Source organism: Acinetobacter sp. IK31 (assembly GCF_035615195.1).
GTDB lineage: Bacteria > Pseudomonadota > Gammaproteobacteria > Pseudomonadales > Moraxellaceae > Acinetobacter > Acinetobacter calcoaceticus_C.
The window spans coordinates 119,433-137,598 of record NZ_JANBOB010000011.1 but is presented as its reverse complement, the minus strand read 5'-3'; the positions used below and the strand labels follow the sequence as shown (position 1 = coordinate 137,598).

General features: G+C 38.4%; 15 protein-coding genes. 8 read left to right on the top strand and 7 right to left on the bottom strand.

The genetic code is table 11. From position 1 onward, the window contains the following. Positions 1-302: 302 nt before the first annotated feature. Positions 303-1,058 carry an RDD family protein gene (locus tag MSG66_RS06935; protein ID WP_324653191.1) on the bottom strand — a complete coding sequence of 252 codons (756 nt, stop codon included), beginning with the start codon at positions 1,056-1,058 and terminating at the stop codon, positions 303-305. 64 nt (positions 1,059-1,122) lie between these two features. Then, positions 1,123-3,510 (bottom strand): phosphoenolpyruvate synthase, encoded by a 2,388-nt coding sequence (gene ppsA / locus MSG66_RS06930; protein ID WP_171253681.1) that lies wholly within the window; start codon positions 3,508-3,510, stop codon positions 1,123-1,125. 147 nt (positions 3,511-3,657) lie between these two features. On the opposite strand from ppsA, the gene ppsR reads away from it, so the two are divergent. The 5 genes from ppsR (at position 3,658) to pgaD (ending at position 10,851) form a co-directional block, all read left to right on the top strand. Then, positions 3,658-4,494, top strand: coding sequence for a pyruvate, water dikinase regulatory protein (ppsR, locus tag MSG66_RS06925; protein WP_133972744.1), 837 nt, complete (start codon positions 3,658-3,660; stop codon positions 4,492-4,494). Positions 4,495-4,881: 387 nt separating this feature from the next. After that, on the top strand, positions 4,882-7,323 hold the full coding sequence (pgaA, locus tag MSG66_RS06920; RefSeq protein ID WP_324653187.1) for a poly-beta-1,6 N-acetyl-D-glucosamine export porin PgaA: 2,442 nt from the start codon (positions 4,882-4,884) through the stop codon (positions 7,321-7,323). Beyond that, on the top strand, positions 7,323-9,149 hold the full coding sequence (pgaB, locus tag MSG66_RS06915; RefSeq protein WP_324653185.1) for a poly-beta-1,6-N-acetyl-D-glucosamine N-deacetylase PgaB: 1,827 nt from the start codon (positions 7,323-7,325) through the stop codon (positions 9,147-9,149). The genes pgaA and pgaB overlap by 1 nt, the downstream gene beginning before the upstream one ends. Next, a complete protein-coding gene (gene pgaC, locus MSG66_RS06910) occupies positions 9,149-10,396 on the top strand; it encodes a poly-beta-1,6-N-acetyl-D-glucosamine synthase (protein WP_133972750.1) in 1,248 nt (415 codons plus the stop codon). The genes pgaB and pgaC overlap by 1 nt, the downstream gene beginning before the upstream one ends. Continuing rightward, a complete protein-coding gene (pgaD, locus tag MSG66_RS06905) occupies positions 10,393-10,851 on the top strand; it encodes a poly-beta-1,6-N-acetyl-D-glucosamine biosynthesis protein PgaD (RefSeq protein ID WP_133972752.1) in 459 nt (152 codons plus the stop codon). Before pgaC ends, pgaD begins: the two co-directional genes overlap by 4 nt. A gap of 40 nt (positions 10,852-10,891) precedes the next feature. Here pgaD and MSG66_RS06900 read toward each other — a convergent pair whose 3' ends face one another. From MSG66_RS06900 to MSG66_RS06880, 5 genes are all read right to left on the bottom strand, one after another. Beyond that, positions 10,892-11,455 carry a flavoprotein gene (locus MSG66_RS06900; protein WP_133972754.1) on the bottom strand — a complete coding sequence of 188 codons (564 nt, stop codon included), beginning with the start codon at positions 11,453-11,455 and terminating at the stop codon, positions 10,892-10,894. Positions 11,456-11,603: 148 nt separating this feature from the next. Continuing rightward, entirely contained in the window at positions 11,604-12,608 is a 1,005-nt protein-coding gene (locus tag MSG66_RS06895; RefSeq protein WP_324653181.1) for an LLM class flavin-dependent oxidoreductase, read from the bottom strand. Between the two features lie 131 nt (positions 12,609-12,739). Further along, the gene (locus tag MSG66_RS06890) at positions 12,740-13,249 is read right to left on the bottom strand and encodes a hypothetical protein (protein WP_324653179.1); all 510 of its coding nucleotides are present in this window, start codon (positions 13,247-13,249) and stop codon (positions 12,740-12,742) included. Positions 13,250-13,486: 237 nt separating this feature from the next. After that, on the bottom strand, positions 13,487-13,906 hold the full coding sequence (locus MSG66_RS06885) for a glycine zipper domain-containing protein (RefSeq protein WP_005039626.1): 420 nt from the start codon (positions 13,904-13,906) through the stop codon (positions 13,487-13,489). A 195-nt stretch (positions 13,907-14,101) separates the two neighbouring features. Next, a complete protein-coding gene (locus tag MSG66_RS06880) occupies positions 14,102-15,004 on the bottom strand; it encodes a LysR family transcriptional regulator (protein ID WP_324653176.1) in 903 nt (300 codons plus the stop codon). A 119-nt stretch (positions 15,005-15,123) separates the two neighbouring features. Between MSG66_RS06880 and MSG66_RS06875 the strand changes: the two genes are divergently transcribed. From MSG66_RS06875 to prmC, 3 genes are all read left to right on the top strand, one after another. Continuing rightward, a complete protein-coding gene (locus MSG66_RS06875) occupies positions 15,124-15,963 on the top strand; it encodes a type 1 glutamine amidotransferase domain-containing protein (protein ID WP_324653280.1) in 840 nt (279 codons plus the stop codon). Positions 15,964-16,260: 297 nt separating this feature from the next. Further along, a complete protein-coding gene (gene prfA / locus MSG66_RS06870; protein ID WP_005039633.1) occupies positions 16,261-17,349 on the top strand; it encodes a peptide chain release factor 1 in 1,089 nt (362 codons plus the stop codon). Then, the gene (gene prmC, locus MSG66_RS06865; RefSeq protein WP_324653173.1) at positions 17,349-18,164 is read left to right on the top strand and encodes a peptide chain release factor N(5)-glutamine methyltransferase; all 816 of its coding nucleotides are present in this window, start codon (positions 17,349-17,351) and stop codon (positions 18,162-18,164) included. Before prfA ends, prmC begins: the two co-directional genes overlap by 1 nt. The last annotated feature ends 2 nt before the right edge of the window (positions 18,165-18,166 follow it).

Genomic DNA, 18,166 nt, shown 5'->3' with positions numbered 1-18,166 from the left:
GAAGAGTCCCATTCCCTAATTAAATATGGGATAGCGATTAAAGTGTCGCATGATTGAGAACGCTAATCCTTAAATTTAGACTTCTCAATTATATGACACCGCTACGTTGTAGGGCATTATGCCTCATATCGACAAACTAAGCTATACATAAAGCAGGCTGAAATAATTGTTTTAAAACCCGATTTTTTTTGTAGGGTATCTATTTTTTATAAAGCTTTTATTTAAATATCAACTCACTATAGAAAAAAGGAGGCGGGGTGCCTCCTTTTTTTTTAGACCTTAAATGAATGAGTCATTCACTATCATTTGATCACTTTTGTTCTTGCAATTTTGTCATGTAGCGCTTGTCGCTTTTGCCCTAATGCAAAAGCATAGTCAATAATTGTACTAATAGGCATAAACAGCAAGTTTAGTATGATGAAAACAATGCTTCTTAATAAGAAGATGCGAGTTAGATTAACTTTACCATTGCTCTCGGCATCTACAATTTTAATTCCAACAATTTTCTTACCTATACTCTGCCCAAACTTTGTTAAAAGAAAGGCTTGAATTGCAAGCATGATTACTACGTAAATAAGCATAGAATGCCAAGCTTCTATAGGAATTAAAGTGAAAAGCTGGTGTTGTAGTTCTGCTGCTTTAGTTGAAGCAACTTCAGTTGATTGCATTTGTTTTTGCAATTCAAATAATTGCTTATACTGTGATTCATTAAAGAAAAAAGAAGGAATTGCAGCTATTGGTAACCAAAGCAATAAATCAATAATTTTTGCCAAAGCTCGAGATTGAATAGAGGAAAGTTCGTGAATTTTAGGCTCTACACGAATTTGACGAATAGTTTCATTAGGAGAGCTGTTCGTGTTTATGACAGGTGCAGAATAACCGATAGGTTGATATACAAGTTTACCTTGGGTTAATTCTCCTAAAGCTTTCCACTCTGTCATGCCTTCATGCCAAGCTAAATCAGTTAACAAAATTTGTTGGCTAGCCAACATTTGATTTACTTGTTCTAAGGTGTAAGGCCCAGCTTGTTGATTATTACGTGCCAAGTAAATTTGCATAAATAAAAATTCTCTGTTCTAAAGATGAAAAAAGACCCACGGATGGGCCTTTTTTTATAACATATTAGATTTGCTTGATTTTTTCTTCAGCAAGGAAGAACCATGTATCTAAAACTGAGTCAGGGTTAAGAGAGACAGACTCAATACCTTGTTCCATTAACCATTTTGCAAGATCTGGATGGTCTGAAGGACCTTGACCACAGATACCTACATATTTACCCGCTTTACGGCAGGCATGGATCGCCATTGAAAGAAGCGCTTTAACTGCTGCATCACGTTCATCAAATAGGTGTGAAACAATACCTGAGTCACGGTCAAGACCGAGTGTTAACTGAGTTAAATCATTCGAACCGATAGAGAAACCATCGAAATGCTCGAGGAATTGTTCAGCTAATAGGGCATTAGTTGGTAATTCACACATCATGATTACTTTTAAGCCATTCTCACCGCGTCTTAAACCATTTTGTGCTAGTAACTCAATAACGCGTTTTGCTTCAGATACAGTACGTACAAAAGGAATCATGATTTGAATATTGGTTAGACCCATTTCATCACGAGCTTTCTTAAGCGCACGGCATTCTAATTCGAAACAGTCACGGAAGTTCTCAGATACATAACGGCTTGCACCACGGAAACCGAGCATTGGGTTTTCTTCTTCAGGCTCGTATAACTTACCGCCAATTAAGTTTGCATATTCATTTGATTTGAAGTCAGACATACGAACAATAACTGGCTTGTCACCAAATGCAGCAGCAAGAGTCGCAATACCTTCAACCAATTTTTCAACATAGAAATCTACAGGTGAAGCATAACCCGCAGTACGAGTCAGAACCGCAGCACGAGTTTCACGAGGTAGACTATCAATGTTGAGCAGGGCTTTAGGATGCACGCCGATCATACGGTTAATAATGAACTCAAGACGAGCAAGACCAATACCTTCATTTGGAATTTGAGCAAAGTCAAACGCGCGGTCCGGATTACCTACGTTCATCATAATTTTGAACGAAAGCTTAGGCATAGATTCAATTGAGTTACGTTGAACTTCGAAATCTAAAGCGCCTTCGTAAATGAAGCCAGTGTCACCTTCGGCACAAGAAACAGTTACTTCTTGACCATCAGTCAATACTTCTGTTGCGTTACCACAGCCTACAATAGCGGGTACACCAAGTTCACGTGCAATAATTGCCGCGTGACATGTACGACCACCGCGGTTAGTAATAATTGCTGCAGCACGCTTCATTACCGGTTCCCAATCAGGGTCGGTCATATCTGATACAAGAACGTCGCCTTCTTGAACTTTGTCCATTTCTTTAATTGAGCTAATAATGCGGACTTTACCAGAACCAATACGTTGACCAATTGAACGACCTTCACAAAGAACAGTACCTCTTTGTTTAAGAAGATAGCGCTCCATTGTGCCTACATTTTGACGGCTTTTTACCGTTTCAGGACGAGCTTGAACAATATAAATTTGACCATCATCGCCATCTTTTGCCCATTCGATATCCATTGGCGCACCGTAGTGCTGCTCAATAATAAGCGCTTGTTTAGCTAGCTCTTGTAACTCATGATCATTTAAAGCAAATTGTTGACGCTCTTGTTTTTCAACATCAACAACGACAACCGATTTACCAGCAGAACCTTCTTCACCATAAATCATTTTCTGGTGTTTTGATCCAAGGTTACGGCGTAAAACTGAATGTCTACCAGCATTTAATAATGGTTTAGATAAGTAAAATTCATCTGGGTTCACGGCACCCTGCACAACCATTTCACCTAAACCATAAGATGCTGTAATAAATACAACTTCACGGAAACCAGACTCGGTATCAAGGGTAAACATTACACCCGCAGCGCCAGTTTCAGAACGAACCATACGCTGAACGCCTGCAGAAAGTGCAACGACGTCATGGTCAAAACCTTGATGTACACGGTAAGAAATCGCACGGTCATTATATAAAGAAGCAAATACTTCTTTAATCGCAATAAGAACGTTATCAATACCGCGAATATTCAAGAAAGTTTCTTGCTGACCTGCGAATGAAGCATCTGGTAAATCTTCAGCAGTTGCAGATGAACGAACGGCAACCGCGATTTCTGGGTTGCCGTTAGAAAGTGTTGTAAAAGCGGCGCGAATTTCTTGTTCTAGGGTTGCAGTGAGTGGAGTCTCTACAATCCATTGACGAATTTTAGCACCTGTTTCTGCAAGAGCATTTACGTCATCAACATTGAGTTGAGCAAGTTCTGCTTGAATTCGAGCGTTAAGACCGCTTTGATCTAAGAACTCACGATAGGCATCAGCAGTAGTTGCAAAACCGCCAGGTACCGATACACCAGCATTTGATAAATGGCTGATCATTTCACCCAAAGATGAGTTTTTCCCACCTACGAGTTCGACATCGTGTTTCCCTAATTTTTCTAGACCGATTACGCGCGCTTCCAAAGTTTTCACTCCACTTTTGCAGTATTAATGTCTATCTTGGCATGAAATTATAAAAATAAAGTGCTTAGTTGAGAATTATACTAAGCGACAGTCATGTAAGATCAGTTTACTATAAAGATTATATAGTACTAAGACAAATGTTTAAGGAGAATTTTAATGTCAGAAAGTAAACAATTTAAGCGAAGCGTTTTTTTTATTTCTGATGGAACTGCAATTACTGCAGAGACTCTTGGACATTCGTTATTAGCACAATTTCCCAATGTAGATTTTGATATCCATATCATGCCGTATATTGCAACCGAAGAGGCGGCAATGGAGATTGTGGTTGAGATTAATCGATGCCAAACCAAAGATGGTTGTTTGCCCTTAGTATTTGATACTTTGGTTGATCCGCATGTACGAGAAATCATTAATACGGCTAAAGCGGTTAATCTTGATGTATTTGAAGGGCTAATCAGTAAGCTTGAGCAAGAGTTAGGAATCCCGCCGACAACTTTGGTTGGACAGACTCATGCGGTAACTGATTCTGAATCTTATAAAGCCCGTATTGATGCTGTTCATTTTGCGCTTGATAATGATGATGGAGCACGTACTCGTCATTATGATAAGGCGGATTTAATCTTAATTGGAGTTTCTCGTTCGGGTAAAACGCCGACCTCTATTTACTTATCGCTTCAATTCGGTATTCGTGTTGCAAACTATCCATTAACAGAAGAAGATTTAGACGATAACCGTTTGCCAGCAGTATTAAGACCACATCGTAGTAAATTGTTTGGTTTAATGATTGATGCTGAGCGATTAGTTGCGATTCGTAGTGAGCGTAAAGCTAATAGTCGTTATGCAAGTTTTAGCCAATGCCAAATGGAACTTAGAGCAATTGAAGGAATCTATATTTCAGAAGGCATTAAATATTTAAACGTGACTGAAATGTCGATTGAAGAAATTTCAACACGTGTTTTACAAATGACAGGATTAAAACGTCGTATTGGTTAATTTAATCAATTGCTTATTTTAACCATTCAATTTGTGTATATTAGTTTATAAATAAGTTGAATGGTTTTTTAAATATAAAATACAATAAAAATAAAAGTTTTAAATATAAAACTAAACATTATTAAATGTTTTTTATTGGTTATAAACCTGTAGTTCTTTTGCAACTCATTTGTAAATTTAAATAACACTATTGAAAAGAAGTGTATGTATTTTATTGTGCTGAAAAATAGTAATTATTTAATTTTACTAAATATTTTAAAAAAACAATCAAAAAGAATCCACATTTCAAAAATGTTAACTTGATCACACTATTTTACTGTTGTGTGATTATTTATTTATTTTTAATTATACTTTCCCACCTCGATATGGGACTATCCGATTATCAAAATGCTAAAAAAATGTGTTTTTTCATTGGTATACATCTTACCTCTCAATTTATATGCTGCTCAAGTGGACGAATTGAGAGAGCAGGCTATTCACACTTATAAAGCTGGACAAACTCACCAAGCAATATTTCAACTGGATCAATTGCTAAAAACTTATCCGCATGATCAAAAGTTGTTAGCTGATTATTTAGTTGTAATGTCAAATGAAAAAAAAGATCTATTAACTTTTTCTCAGCATTTAGCCAATATTAATTCGGTTACTTTTCCAGAATATGGACAGTTACCTTTAATACGTAATTTTCGTGATTTTAAACACTTTAAAAATGCGATTGATTGGTCGAATAAATTTAATATTCAAAAAACGCTTGATGGGCAGATTTTGTTAGCAGTTTTATATGCTGAAGCTCAAGATGCTGTAAATGCCAAAGCACAGTTAGCAAAAATTAATAGTAAAAATCTGAAGACTGATCAACTTGTGCAAATAGCCTATGCATATCGTCTTATCAATTTACCTGTAGATGCTTTATCTGCAATTGAGCAAGCATATAAGCAGCAGCCTAAGTCTTTTGCAGTTTTACAAGAATACAGTTATGACTTAGCGGCTGTGGGGGCTTATAACAAGGCTCAGCAGTTATTGCTTACCAGTGATAAAAATACACAAATAGAATCGTTACAACACTGGCTACAAGTCAGTGAGTATTCTCAACGTGTAAATAACGCTATTGCTCGTTATAAATATTTAAATCGGGAAGGCATGTCAGATAGTGAAGGCTTTGCCGAACTTGATGCTGTGTTGAAGCAAGGTGAGCAAATGCAACCTTTGATTCAACCGTCAGACCCTAATTATTTAAGATTCCATTATGACTATATATATGCGTTAGATTTCCGTGGGCGTACTCGTACAGTACTGGATCAATTTACTAAGTTAAATATACCTTTAGAAAAACTACCTGCTTATATTCGTCATGCCATAGCTGATAGTTATTTGGCTGAAAGACAGCCACAACAAGCTGAGCTTGCTTTTAAAACCTTGCTTACTGAAAAAAACTATCCAGATATGACGGTATATACTGGACTGTACTACTCATATATTGAACAAGAAAAATATAAAGAAGCTGAACAATTTTTGGGTGAAGTTGATCGACTTGTTCCGATGTATAAATACAGTCAGGCAAAAGGGGTAGACAAAACAAGTCATCCCGACCGTGATGACTATATTACTTTACAGGGTATGCACTTAGCTTATGCAAATCATCTTGATCAAGCAGAAAAGCATTTTCAGAAACAAGTAGATTTGGCTCCTGCCAATGAAGGTTTAATTAATAATTTGGCTCGTGTCGAGCGTTGGAGAGATAAACCTCTACAGTCTAAGCAAACTATTTCTCGTTTAAATGGTTTAACACCAGTTTCTAAAGATACTCGAATTAATCAGATGCAAAATGCTCAGGCTTTAGGGGATATTCCAGAGTGGCGTAAAAATACTGAAAGTCTTTTGGAATATTATCCTGAAGATGGTGGGGTAATTAAAAGTCGAAAAGAGTTAGATGACCGCAATAGACCGACAATTTCTCACTCAACCACTTGGGGCCAAAGTAAGGCAGCCGATAGTAGCGATTCTGTGAGTGGGCAAAATGGTTTAAAAGACCGAGAAATGGAAACTCGTCTTAATAGCCCATGGATTAAAGATAATTATCGTTTATTTGCTTGGCATCAAGATCGTTTCGGAGAGTACCGTTTTGGCGATGTACATGACCAGCGTTATGGTGTCGGTGCTGAGTGGCAAGCGAACCGTAAGGCGTTGTCAGCGATTTTATCGCAAAGTACAGATGGCGGGCAAGCAGGTGTTCGTCTTGATTGGTCTCAATGGTTAAACGACCACTGGCAATACCAATTGCAATATGACAGCCAAGCTAATATTCCATTACAAGCAATTGATGCTGGTGAGGATGGGCAAGCTTACCGTGCTGCTTTGACATGGCAAAAAGATGAGTCACGCCAAATTGGGGCGAGTTATGGCTTAACCGATATAAGCGATGGTAATACACAACAAGAATTTTCAACTTTTTGGCGTGAACGATTATTTGATGCGCCGCACCATATTACTTACGGGACTGTTCGTGGATTTTATGGCAGCAATAGTCAAGATCAGACCGCTTACTTTAGTCCCAGCAATCATTACAGTGCTGAGTTGAATTTAAGCCATGACTGGGTAACTTGGCGAGAATATGAACGCTCATTTAAGCAGCATTTTGAGGCTGGAGTCGGGCTTTATAAACAAGCAGATTACTCAGCTAGACCAACATACTCTCTGCAATATCAACATCAATGGCAGCTCTCACGGACTTGGCAGCTCAATTATGGAATTGGTTGGCAATATCATCCATACGATGGTCATGATGAACAACATACCTACGGTATTTTCGGATTTGAAGGGCGTTTTTAATGAATAATATGATGTCAAAAATGTTGAGCTGTGTGTTTGCTTCAACATTATTACCCGTACAATTTTCTCATGCCCGAATTGAAACTGAATTACCAAAAAATCATACGGTTTCTTTAACTTTTCATGATGTACGAGATGATGTGTTAAAGGAAGGTGACCGTGATGTTTATGCGATTCAGACCAATAATCTGGCACAGTTTTTAGATTGGCTTAGTCAATCTGACTGGAAGCCGATTCGTTTAAAAGAGATTGAGGAGGCCCGCCGACAAGGTAAGGAGTTGCCGCATAACTCTATTCTACTTACTTTCGATGATGGGGCCTTGAGTAGTTATAGCCGAGTATTTCCATTACTTAAGCAATATGATATTCCGGCAGTTTTTGCTCTTCCAACCAGTTGGATGAATGGCAATACGCAGGCAGGTTATGAAGCCTATGGTCAAGGTAACTTGGTGAACTGGGCTCAAGTTCGTGAAATGCAAGCATCAGGGTTAGCTGAGTTTGCAAGCCATAGTGACGATTTGCATCATGGCATATTAGCCAATCCTCAAGGTAATGAGCAGCCCGCTGCGACTTCGTATGCATATTTAAAATCTCAATCACGTTATGAAACAGATGCAGAATATCAACAACGTATTTTGCAAGATTTGAAGAAATCCTATGCCGTTTTGAAAAAAGAAGTCGGTGTTAATCCCAAAGCAATTATTTGGCCTTATGGCGCTGTAAATGAGCAACTGGAAAAACTAGCGCAGCAAGCAGGCTTTGAGTTTTCTTTCAGTTTGGGTCGTGACGGTATGAATCGGGTGGGTGATTCAACATTTAAACGAAGCTTGGTAATAAATAACCCTACAGCTGAACAGCTCACTGAAGGCATGTTAAATATTTTGAACTTTGAAGAGTCTGATTTATTTAAAGAACCTCGTCATTTTGTGAGTATGGATTTAAAGCAGTTAGCAGCTGCACAAAATACTCAAACAGATGAAAAATTAGGACAGTTATTATCAAAACTGTATAGCTTAAAAAACAATGCCTTAATTTTAAAACCTTTGGAAGATAAAAATGCCGATGGGAAATATGATGTTGCTTATTTCTCTACAGATAAAATGCCTGTGCAACAAGATATTTTAAACCGTAGTTTATGGCAGGCTCAAACTCGTGCAGGCCAAGCGGTAATATTAGAGTTGCCGGCTTACCCTCAGAAAGATAAGCCATTTTTAGCAGTAGATTTGGCAAAAGATATTGCACGCTTAAATAGTAATTTAAGTGGTATTCAGCTTAATGCGGGAACAGCTTTAAATTGCGAAATGCAAAAAGTAACTGTGCAAGAGGGTAGTTGTATTGAACAATCAAAACATCTAGCACAACTTAGCCAACTTACCAAAAATGCTGTAAAGCCGTATTTAAATATGAGTAACCAAGGGCAATTTATTTTATTGCTTACTCCTGATTTAGATCATGTAGAAAACTTACCAGCGCTTTTAAAAACACTTTTATCGCAACATGATTTGGTCAATTTAAAGTTCAATATGATTGGCAAGAAAAAACAATTTAATCAATTGTTAGCCCTATTAAATACGCTTAATGGAAAAGATAAGCAAAGAATAATGATGACTTTAGTATTGCCGGAAAACTCTCAAAAGACCAGTTGGGAAGAAGTACAGCAAGGGCTCTTTTCGATTCAGCGTATAGGAATTCAGAAATTCGGTATTGATGGCTATAATTTTGAAAAATCAAAAGATGTACATCAATATTTATATAATCCGATTAGTCTAAATGCTAGCCCTGTCATGTATCAGCCTTTTGCTGGATTAGTAGAGGGGAAAAAGTAATGAGAGTATTACTCGATATTCTATTTGCTTTTGCCTTTTTATATCCTTTACTCATGGCTTGGACATGGATGGTAGGGGGGCTTTGGTTTTTCTTTAAAAGGGAATACCGTGAACAAACACTCCCTGAGCCAACCAGTGAAGGGTGCAGTATTATTATTCCGTGTTTTAACGAAGAAGCCCAAGTGCGACAAACAATTCGTTATGCACTGCAAACAAAATATCCTAATTTTGAAGTGATCGCTGTCAATGATGGAAGTAGTGACAGGACCGCCGAAATCCTTGATGAATTGTCAGCGCAAGATTCACGACTTCGGGTTGTACACTTAGCAGAAAATCAGGGTAAGGCTGTAGCTTTAAGATCGGGGGTGCTGGTCAGTAAATACGAATATCTTGTTTGTATTGATGGGGATGCATTGTTACATCCGCATGCAGTACTTTGGTTAATGCAGCCATTTATTAATTTCCCGCGAATTGGTGCTGTAACTGGTAATCCACGAATTTTAAACCGATCTAGTATTTTAGGGAAATTACAGGTTGGTGAGTTTTCTTCGATTATTGGTTTAATTAAACGTGCACAGCGTACATATGGTCGTATTTTTACAGTATCTGGTGTGATCGCCGCATTTCGTAAAACAGCGCTCGTTCGAGTTGGGTTTTGGTCAGACGATAAAATTACCGAAGATATTGATATTTCTTGGAAGCTACAGCTGGACCATTGGGATATTCAGTATATTCCACAAGCGCTTTGTTATATCTATATGCCCGAGACATTTACAGGTCTATGGAAACAGCGCCTTCGCTGGGCACAAGGTGGGGTAGAGGTTCTTTTAGAATATATCCCGCAAATGTTTAAGCTACGCGTACGCCGTATGTGGCCAGTGATGATTGAAGCTCTAGTTAGCATTATTTGGTCTTATGTGATGATTCTGATATTCATTCTGTTTTTTACAGGGTTATTTATTGAATTACCTTTGCAATGGCAGATCAAAACACTGATGCCACAGTGGTATGGCGTGATATTAGGCGGCACATGTCTGATACAGTTTTTGGTGAGTTTGTGGATTGACCAGCGTTATGACCGTGGTCGCTTCTTTAGAAACTATTTCTGGGTTATTTGGTACCCGTTATTTTTCTGGTTACTTACTTTATTTACAAGCGTTGTTGCCGTACCAAAAACTTTATTTAACACTAAAAAACGTGCTCGCTGGGTCAGCCCAGACCGAGGCTTCCGTGGAGATAACCCATGAAACCTGAGGAAAACAAAGATATAGAAGAGTTAGATATTCCTGAATATATTGACCAGCCGGAATATGTGAAAAATAAAACAGCAAACTATACATTGCAAACTGTTGGGTGGTTTTGCTTAATGTGGTTACTTTTCCCATTGGTTTCACTGTTCTTATGGGTTTTTGAAGGCCACCTAATTTATGATTATGTCTGGGTCGATCATTTATCCGAAGTTAAGACCTTACTTCATTTAGCATTACTCATCGGAATTAGCGCTCTCATTTTGATTTTGTGGGCGAGTTATAACTGGATTAGATTTAGTGGTGAGGACCGACGGATGAAAGCGGCAAATAGTTCAGTTGAACTGTTAGCAGCTCAATTTTCAGTTAGTCCTGAGATCTTAAGTGAGTTGCAAAAGAAACAACGCATCATTTTACATTACGATGATCATGGCAATTTTCAAAAATATGAGTAAGTGATAAAAAAGCATGGCCTAAAAACCATGCTTTTTATTTTTATGCAGTTATTCTAATAATGATGTCGACAGGTTGTTCTATACCATCCATGCTGTGAATTGATGTATTGTTAACTTTAACAATGGGCCAAGTTTGTAACTTACAATTGGGTTTTTGGAGTGCAGCATAATAACTATCAGATTTAAAAAATACTTTTTTAGTCGTTGCAGTATTGGGTGTTAAAAGGCGCTTAAGCCATGTTTCACTAACTTGAGTGTCAAGAAAACGTAAGGCCAAAAGACTTTTTACTCGATTGTTAAATAATCTTCGATTTTTAATAATGAGTGGATGAGTAATTAATTTATTTGTGCCCATTTGACTGTGGGGCAAAATAAAATGAGGTGTAATTTGAAATACGGTCACAAATTTTGCTTGTTGGCAAATTTTTTCAAGATGGGTCACGGTATCTTGATTTGTACCAATAATAGCGACAGATGAATGTGAAAAATCAAATTCTTTAATTGAGGTAGATGGAATAACTTGACCAGCAAAGTCTTCAAAATCTTGAGACGTATTTTGAAAAATTACTGATTTTGAAGCGTTATTTTTAATATTAATACTCATTTTCCAAAAGTCCTTTTGGTTTTTCAATCATGATGTTTTTATCGTTTTAATATAAATAACCAAGCAGGAAGTTGGGGTAAAGTCTTTTCAGATAGATGGTCATCTCACACTTGAAATCAATTCAAGCGTGAGAAAGAGAAGCGGAGTTTTAATGTTCTGTTTTTACATTCATGAGTTGCGTAAAACTCTCTAGACGTTTTGTTGTGTCGTATATATCACAGGTAAAAATAAACTCATCAACATCGTATGTCGCTAAAAGCTTTTGTAAACCAGTGCGGACAGTCTCAACCGAGCCTATTTGTGCCATTGCATAGAAGTTTTCAACAGAAAGCTGTTCTGCTGTATTCCATAGTCCCTGCATTGATTCAACTGGCGGTTTAAGCTTTAAGCTTTCGCCACGAATTAAGCCTAATACACGTTGGTATGCACTTGTTGCTAAAAACTGTGCTTCTTCATCAGTATTTGCGACTACAACAGGTACACCCATAGACACGTAAGGTTTATCTAAATAAGCAGAAGGCTCAAAGTTCTCACGATAGAGTTGAATGGCTTGACCTAGCATACGTGGTGCAAAATGCGATGCAAATGAGTAGGGTAGACCAAGTTTTGCAGCGAGTTGAGCACTAAATAGGCTAGATCCAAGTAACCAAACAGGAACATGTGTATTTTGCCCTGGCGTTGCAATAATCTTCTGTCCTGCTTGAGGAGCGTCAAAATATTTTAGAATTTCGACAACATCTTTTGGAAATTGATCTTCTGTTTCTTGATGCCCACGACGTAAAGCTCGCATGGTGAGTTGATCGGTGCCAGGAGCACGACCTAAGCCAAGTTCAATACGATCTGGATATAAAGTAGCAAGTGTTCCAAATTGTTCTGCGACAACTAAAGGAGCATGGTTAGGAAGCATAATGCCGCCTGAACCTAAACGGATATGCTGTGTATGTGCGGCAATAAAACCTAGCAATATGGCTGTAGCAGAGCTCGCAATTCCATCCATGTTGTGATGTTCTGCAAGCCAGAAACGTTCATAACCTAGTTTCTCTGCATGTTGTGCTAATTCTAATGCGTGACGTAACGAAAATTCGATGGTTTTATCATTACGAATAGGAGCAAGTTCCAAAATTGAAAACTTGGTATCTTGAAGTGATCGCATGCGATATTCTCGAATAAGGATATATCGAAATACTACGATATATAAGGGTTAATGTATATCGTTTTTTTTCGATATTAGATTTTGTCTCTCAATAAAAAAGCACCCGAAGGTGCTTTTTATGCATGTACAAATTAGCGATTTTTATACCAGCCACGATGTAAACCATTGTCATGACGATGGTTACCACCTTTATAGTGACGACGGTCGCCATCGTCATATCTACGATCATCTCGATCATAACGGCTACCACGATCATAGCGATCATTGTAGTCACGATCTTCAGAAACTTTACGGCCTAGTGCTGAACCACCCGCCGCACCTACCGCCGCACCGATGTAGCCACCGTTGGTACCGCCCATGTTCTTACCGACTGTATAACCAGCACCGCCACCTAAAGCACCACCAAGGGCAGCTTCAGTACGATTACGACGGTCACTAGCCGCCGCCGCACCACCAGCACCACCTAAAGCAGCACCAATTGTTGCGCCTGTTGTACCACCCATGCTTTTACCAATTGCTGTACCAACAACACTACCTAACGCAGAGGTTGCAGCAACACGTGTACCATTATCTGCATGTGCAACCGTCACCATAGACGATGTTGCAATTAATGCACTAGCTAACCAAATATTCATTTTCATCTTGCAGCTCCATGTCCTTTTTACTGAGAAGGACAGTATTTTTATCTTGAGATAAATGTAATCAAAAATTTCGTGATAATTATGGAGAAGCCCCAAGGCGATACGATACTTTTGTGTCTGTTTGTATTGTTTATATTAATCTATGGATGAATCATGAGCAAAAGAGAGAAGCTGAATATTTGTTGGCCCTAATAAAAAAGCACCCGAAGGTGCTTATAATTATTTCATCAAATTTGATTAGTGATGACGACGGTGTTTTTTCTTCCAATGTTTAGAAGATCTGTCAGCATCGCGGTCTTTAGAAATCTTATTACCTAGAGCAGAACCACCCGCAGCACCTAAAGCAGCGCCAACGTAACCACCATTTGTACCGCCCATGCTTCTACCAACGGTATAACCAGCACCACCACCTAAACCACCGCCAATTGCAGATTCTGTACGGTGACGACGGTCACTTGCAACTGCTGCACCACCAGCACCACCTAAAGCAGCACCAATTGTTGCGCCAGATGTACCACCCATGCTTTTACCAATTGCAGTACCAGCAACACTACCTAAAGCGGAAGCAGCTGCTACATGTGTTGTGTTATCAGCATGCGCTACAGTAACCATAGAAGTTGCTAAAACAGCGCTACATAACCAAGCATTTAATTTCATTTTTTACTCCGTGTCCTTAGCAGCAGGACCCTATATCTTTTGTTACGGCAAATGTAACAAAACACGTTTCTTAAAATATGGAGAACCATCAATTCATTATTGTAGTTTAGTGTCTGGTTTGTATGTTTTCTATTAAAATAGAATGTTTAATACTCATATAGATAAATATGAATCTCATTTAGTTTTATGAGTTTTTTACTGGCGATCTGAACAGAGAAAGTTGATCAAAGCTCTTGTGGCAGAAGACATATGTTTATGTTGTGCGTACAGTAAAGAGAAGGGACGTGTGTGACCTGCATAAGCCTCAAGTAAAGGTTGTAATTTTCCTTGCCGAATTTTTTCATTAACGATAAATTCGTAACTCTGGCATATCCCTAATCCACTTTCAGCTAGAGAAACTACGCCTAAAATATCTTCTTTTACCAAAATCCGATTTGTTGGTGTCCACTGAATTTCTTGATCTACATCTTTAAAGAACCATGGAGTGACCTTACCACTGCTAGGTAATTCAAAGGCGATACATTGGTGATGATTTAATTCTTCCAAGGTTTGAGGAATACCCATACGTTTTAAATAATCAGGTGAAGCAACAAGTTGAAGAGGGGCAAGTTCCAGCGGTCTGGCTACAAGAGAGCTATTAGGAAGATGGCCTTGGCGAATAGCTAAATCAAAACCTTCAGCAATTAAATCAACATTTCGGTTAGAGATGCTGATCTCAATTTGAATGTCTGGATATTGCAAAAGAAATTTTTCTAATAAGGGTGGTAAACGATAGTGTCCATAAGTTGTAGGAACGCTTAATTTGATTTTTCCAGAAATTTGCAGTTGTTCACCTTGAACCACACGTTCTGCATGGTCGATTAGCTGAAAGGCGTGCTGCATTTTCTCATAATAAAGTTGACCTGCTTCAGTCAAGCTTAAATGACGAGTGGTCCTTCTAAAAAACTGGATACCCAATTTTTTCTCCAACCGTGTAATTGTTCTACTAATGACTGAAGGCGTTGTGGACAAATAAATTGCAGCTGCACTAATAGAAAGCTTTTCAGCCACAATTAAAAACACTTCAACATCGGCAAGATGGTCAAATTGACGAGACATTTTGTCCTCAAACGCAAAAAAGATTTTCAAATGTGGTTGTTTATCTACCCCATTGGCAAAAATAGAATATATCCATCCAAAATATAAATCCAGCAAATGGTTGGAATGAAGGTTAAATGATGAAATCTCTAAATAAAATAATGCTTGCAATAGTTACCGCTTCAGCAGCATTCAGTGCAAATGCTGCCCATGTATTGATTGTATTGTCTGATGAAGGGCAGCTAGAGCTAAAAAATGGTCATATTTTTAAAACTGGTTTTTATTTAAATGAGTTAATGCAACCTACAAAAATGCTTTTAGATGCAGGGCACACAGTGACTTTCGCTACACCAAAAGGCAAAGCTCCAACGTTAGATGAGTCATCAAATAGTGCGATGTACTTTAACCAAGATGAAAAAGCATTAAAGCAGTACGTAGGCTTATTGCATGACCTTAAGTTAACGTCTCCTCAAGATTCTCCGGTTTTGAGTCTATCTCGTATTGAGCAAATTGGTATTGATCAGTTTGATGCTATTTATATTCCAGGTGGACATGCACCTATGCAAGATTTGTTAAAAGATAAACAACTTGGGAAAGTTTTGACAGCTTTTCATAAAGCTAAAAAACCTACAGCACTGGTTTGCCATGGCCCTATTGCGTTGATGTCAACGTTACCGAATGCTTCGGAAGTTGTTCAGCAACTTGAGCAAGGCAAAACCGTAAAAACTGGAGAGTGGATTTATAAAAATTATCGGATGACTGTAATTAGTAACCAAGAAGAAGAACAAGCGAAGGCTTTGTTAAAAGGTGGTGAAATGAAGTTCTATCCACAAACGGCATTACAGTCAATTGGTGGTAAATATCAAAGTAATACGAATGCTTGGTCTCCAAATGTAGTGGTGGATCGTGAACTTATTACGGGACAAAATCCGGCCTCGGCTGTTCTGGTGGGTAAAACATTATTAGAAAAATTAAAATAAATAGTCAGGTAAAGAGGTTTTATGAATAAAGCCTCTATTGCCCGGTTGAGTGAAAAAGGTGATGTATTATTTTTTATAGAAAAAGCTAAATTATAAGCTGGTAATAAATCTCATCTGAAATCATTATATTTATAAGTCGTTACTTACTGTGAAAGTTGATGAATTGGCTGATTATATATGTCATTTAAGCGGCATAATCTGTAAACTATGCGCTATTTTTACGATTTTGCTTATCTTCTATACTTACATAGCCATAGCATTTGATAAGCCTTTTGGACTTTTGAGATATTTCCTCTTATGAAAGCGTCACTCCGTTTACGACTTGATCAACTCTGTGATCGACATGAAGAACTTACCGCATTGCTTGCAGATGTGGAAGTGATCTCCGATAACAAACGTTTCCGTAAATTGTCTCGTGAACATAGTGATTTATCTGAAATTACAGAAGTTTGGGGCAAATACCGTCAAGCAGAAGAAGATATTGAAACTGCTGAAATGATGAAGTCTGACCCTGACTTTAAAGATATGGCAGAAGAAGAAATTCAAGCGAATAAAGAATTGCTTGGGGAGCTAGAAAGCCAGCTCAATATTTTGATGATTCCAAAAGATCCAAATGATTCTAATGCAGCTTATTTAGAAATTCGTGCCGGTACGGGTGGTGATGAGGCTGCAATTTTCTCTGGTGACTTATTCCGCATGTACAGTAAATATGCCGAGACACAAAATTGGCGTATAGAAGTACTTTCTGAAAATGAAGGTGAGCATGGTGGCTTTAAAGAAGTCATTTGCCGTGTGGACGGTGATGGAGTATACGGTCGCCTAAAATTTGAAAGTGGTGCACATCGTGTGCAACGTGTACCTGCAACTGAGTCACAAGGTCGTGTACATACATCGGCTTGTACAGTTGCGATCTTGCCTGAGATTGATGTCGATACAAATGTCGAGATTAACCCAGCAGATTTGCGTATTGATACTTACCGTGCATCTGGTGCAGGTGGTCAGCACATTAACAAAACGGATTCTGCGGTACGTATTACCCACATTCCAACAGGTACAGTAGTTGAGTGTCAAGAAGAACGTTCACAGCATAAAAACAAAGCCAAAGCGATGGCATTGTTAGTTTCTCGTTTAGAAAATGCGAAACGCGCAGCGGCGGATGCAGCAACGTCTGAAATGCGCCGTGATTTAGTGGGGTCTGGTGACCGTTCTGAACGTATCCGTACTTATAACTACCCACAAGGTCGTATGACTGACCACCGTATTAACCTAACTTTATATAAGTTAGATGCCATTATGGAAGGTGATTTAACTGAATTGCTTGATAGCTTACATCGTGAATATCAGGCAGATCAGCTTGCAATGCTTGCGCAGGAAAATGGCGGATAATGAATATTGCTCAAGCGCTTGCAATTCGTGGTGAGCCTGACAGTTATGAACGACAAGAAAATGCTTGGTTACTTGAGCATTTTCTAAAAATCAATTCACTTGAATTAAAGTTTAAACTTGAGCAAGAGTTAACAGTTCAACAAGAGCAAGACTATATAGCTGGTCTTGAGCGTATTAAAAATGGTGAACCTTTAGCTTATGTGACAGGTTCACAACCATTTTGGACACTCGATTTAAAAGTAACGTCTGATACCTTAGTGCCACGACCTGATACTGAGGTTTTAGTTGAAACCGTTTTAAATCTAAATTTGCCAAATAATGCAAATATTGTTGATTTGGGAACGGGGACAGGTGCAATTGCACTCGCTTTAGCAAGTGAACGTCCAGATTGGCAAGTAACAGCAACTGATATTTATGCACCTACTTTGGAAGTCGCAAAAGAAAATGCACAAGCTCATAATTTGCAATGTATTAAGTTCGCTTGCGGCGCTTGGTTTGAAGCACTAGAGCCACAAAAGTTTGATTTAATTGTGTCTAATCCACCATATATTGACCCTGAAGATGAACACATGCAGGCACTGGCAACAGAGCCACGCCGTGCATTGGTTGCAGATCATCAGGGACTGGCTGATATTGAAATTATTATTGCTCAAGGTAAGAACTGGTTAAAACCACAGGGCTGGATTGCACTAGAGCATGGTTATGATCAGGGGCAAGCTGTTCGAAATATATTTGCTGAGCATGGTTTTAGTGAAATTAAAACTATTCAAGACTATGGCCAAAATGATCGGGTCACTTTGGCTTGTTGGATTTAAAG

What these genes read in the sequence shown, in the direction of transcription:
- MSG66_RS06935 (WP_324653191.1), bottom strand. Translation starts at nt 1,058, where the DNA reads ATGCAAATTTACTTGGCACGTAATAATCAACAAGCTGGGCCTTACACC.
- ppsR (WP_133972744.1), top strand. Translation starts at nt 3,658, where the DNA reads ATGTCAGAAAGTAAACAATTTAAGCGAAGCGTTTTTTTTATTTCTGAT.
- pgaA (WP_324653187.1), top strand. Translation starts at nt 4,882, where the DNA reads ATGCTAAAAAAATGTGTTTTTTCATTGGTATACATCTTACCTCTCAAT.
- pgaB (WP_324653185.1), top strand. Translation starts at nt 7,323, where the DNA reads ATGAATAATATGATGTCAAAAATGTTGAGCTGTGTGTTTGCTTCAACA.
- pgaC (WP_133972750.1), top strand. Translation starts at nt 9,149, where the DNA reads ATGAGAGTATTACTCGATATTCTATTTGCTTTTGCCTTTTTATATCCT.
- pgaD (WP_133972752.1), top strand. Translation starts at nt 10,393, where the DNA reads ATGAAACCTGAGGAAAACAAAGATATAGAAGAGTTAGATATTCCTGAA.
- MSG66_RS06900 (WP_133972754.1), bottom strand. Translation starts at nt 11,455, where the DNA reads ATGAGTATTAATATTAAAAATAACGCTTCAAAATCAGTAATTTTTCAA.
- MSG66_RS06895 (WP_324653181.1), bottom strand. Translation starts at nt 12,608, where the DNA reads ATGCGATCACTTCAAGATACCAAGTTTTCAATTTTGGAACTTGCTCCT.
- MSG66_RS06890 (WP_324653179.1), bottom strand. Translation starts at nt 13,249, where the DNA reads ATGAAAATGAATATTTGGTTAGCTAGTGCATTAATTGCAACATCGTCT.
- MSG66_RS06885 (WP_005039626.1), bottom strand. Translation starts at nt 13,906, where the DNA reads ATGAAATTAAATGCTTGGTTATGTAGCGCTGTTTTAGCAACTTCTATG.
- MSG66_RS06880 (WP_324653176.1), bottom strand. Translation starts at nt 15,004, where the DNA reads ATGTCTCGTCAATTTGACCATCTTGCCGATGTTGAAGTGTTTTTAATT.
- MSG66_RS06875 (WP_324653280.1), top strand. Translation starts at nt 15,124, where the DNA reads ATGAAATCTCTAAATAAAATAATGCTTGCAATAGTTACCGCTTCAGCA.
- prfA (WP_005039633.1), top strand. Translation starts at nt 16,261, where the DNA reads ATGAAAGCGTCACTCCGTTTACGACTTGATCAACTCTGTGATCGACAT.
- prmC (WP_324653173.1), top strand. Translation starts at nt 17,349, where the DNA reads ATGAATATTGCTCAAGCGCTTGCAATTCGTGGTGAGCCTGACAGTTAT.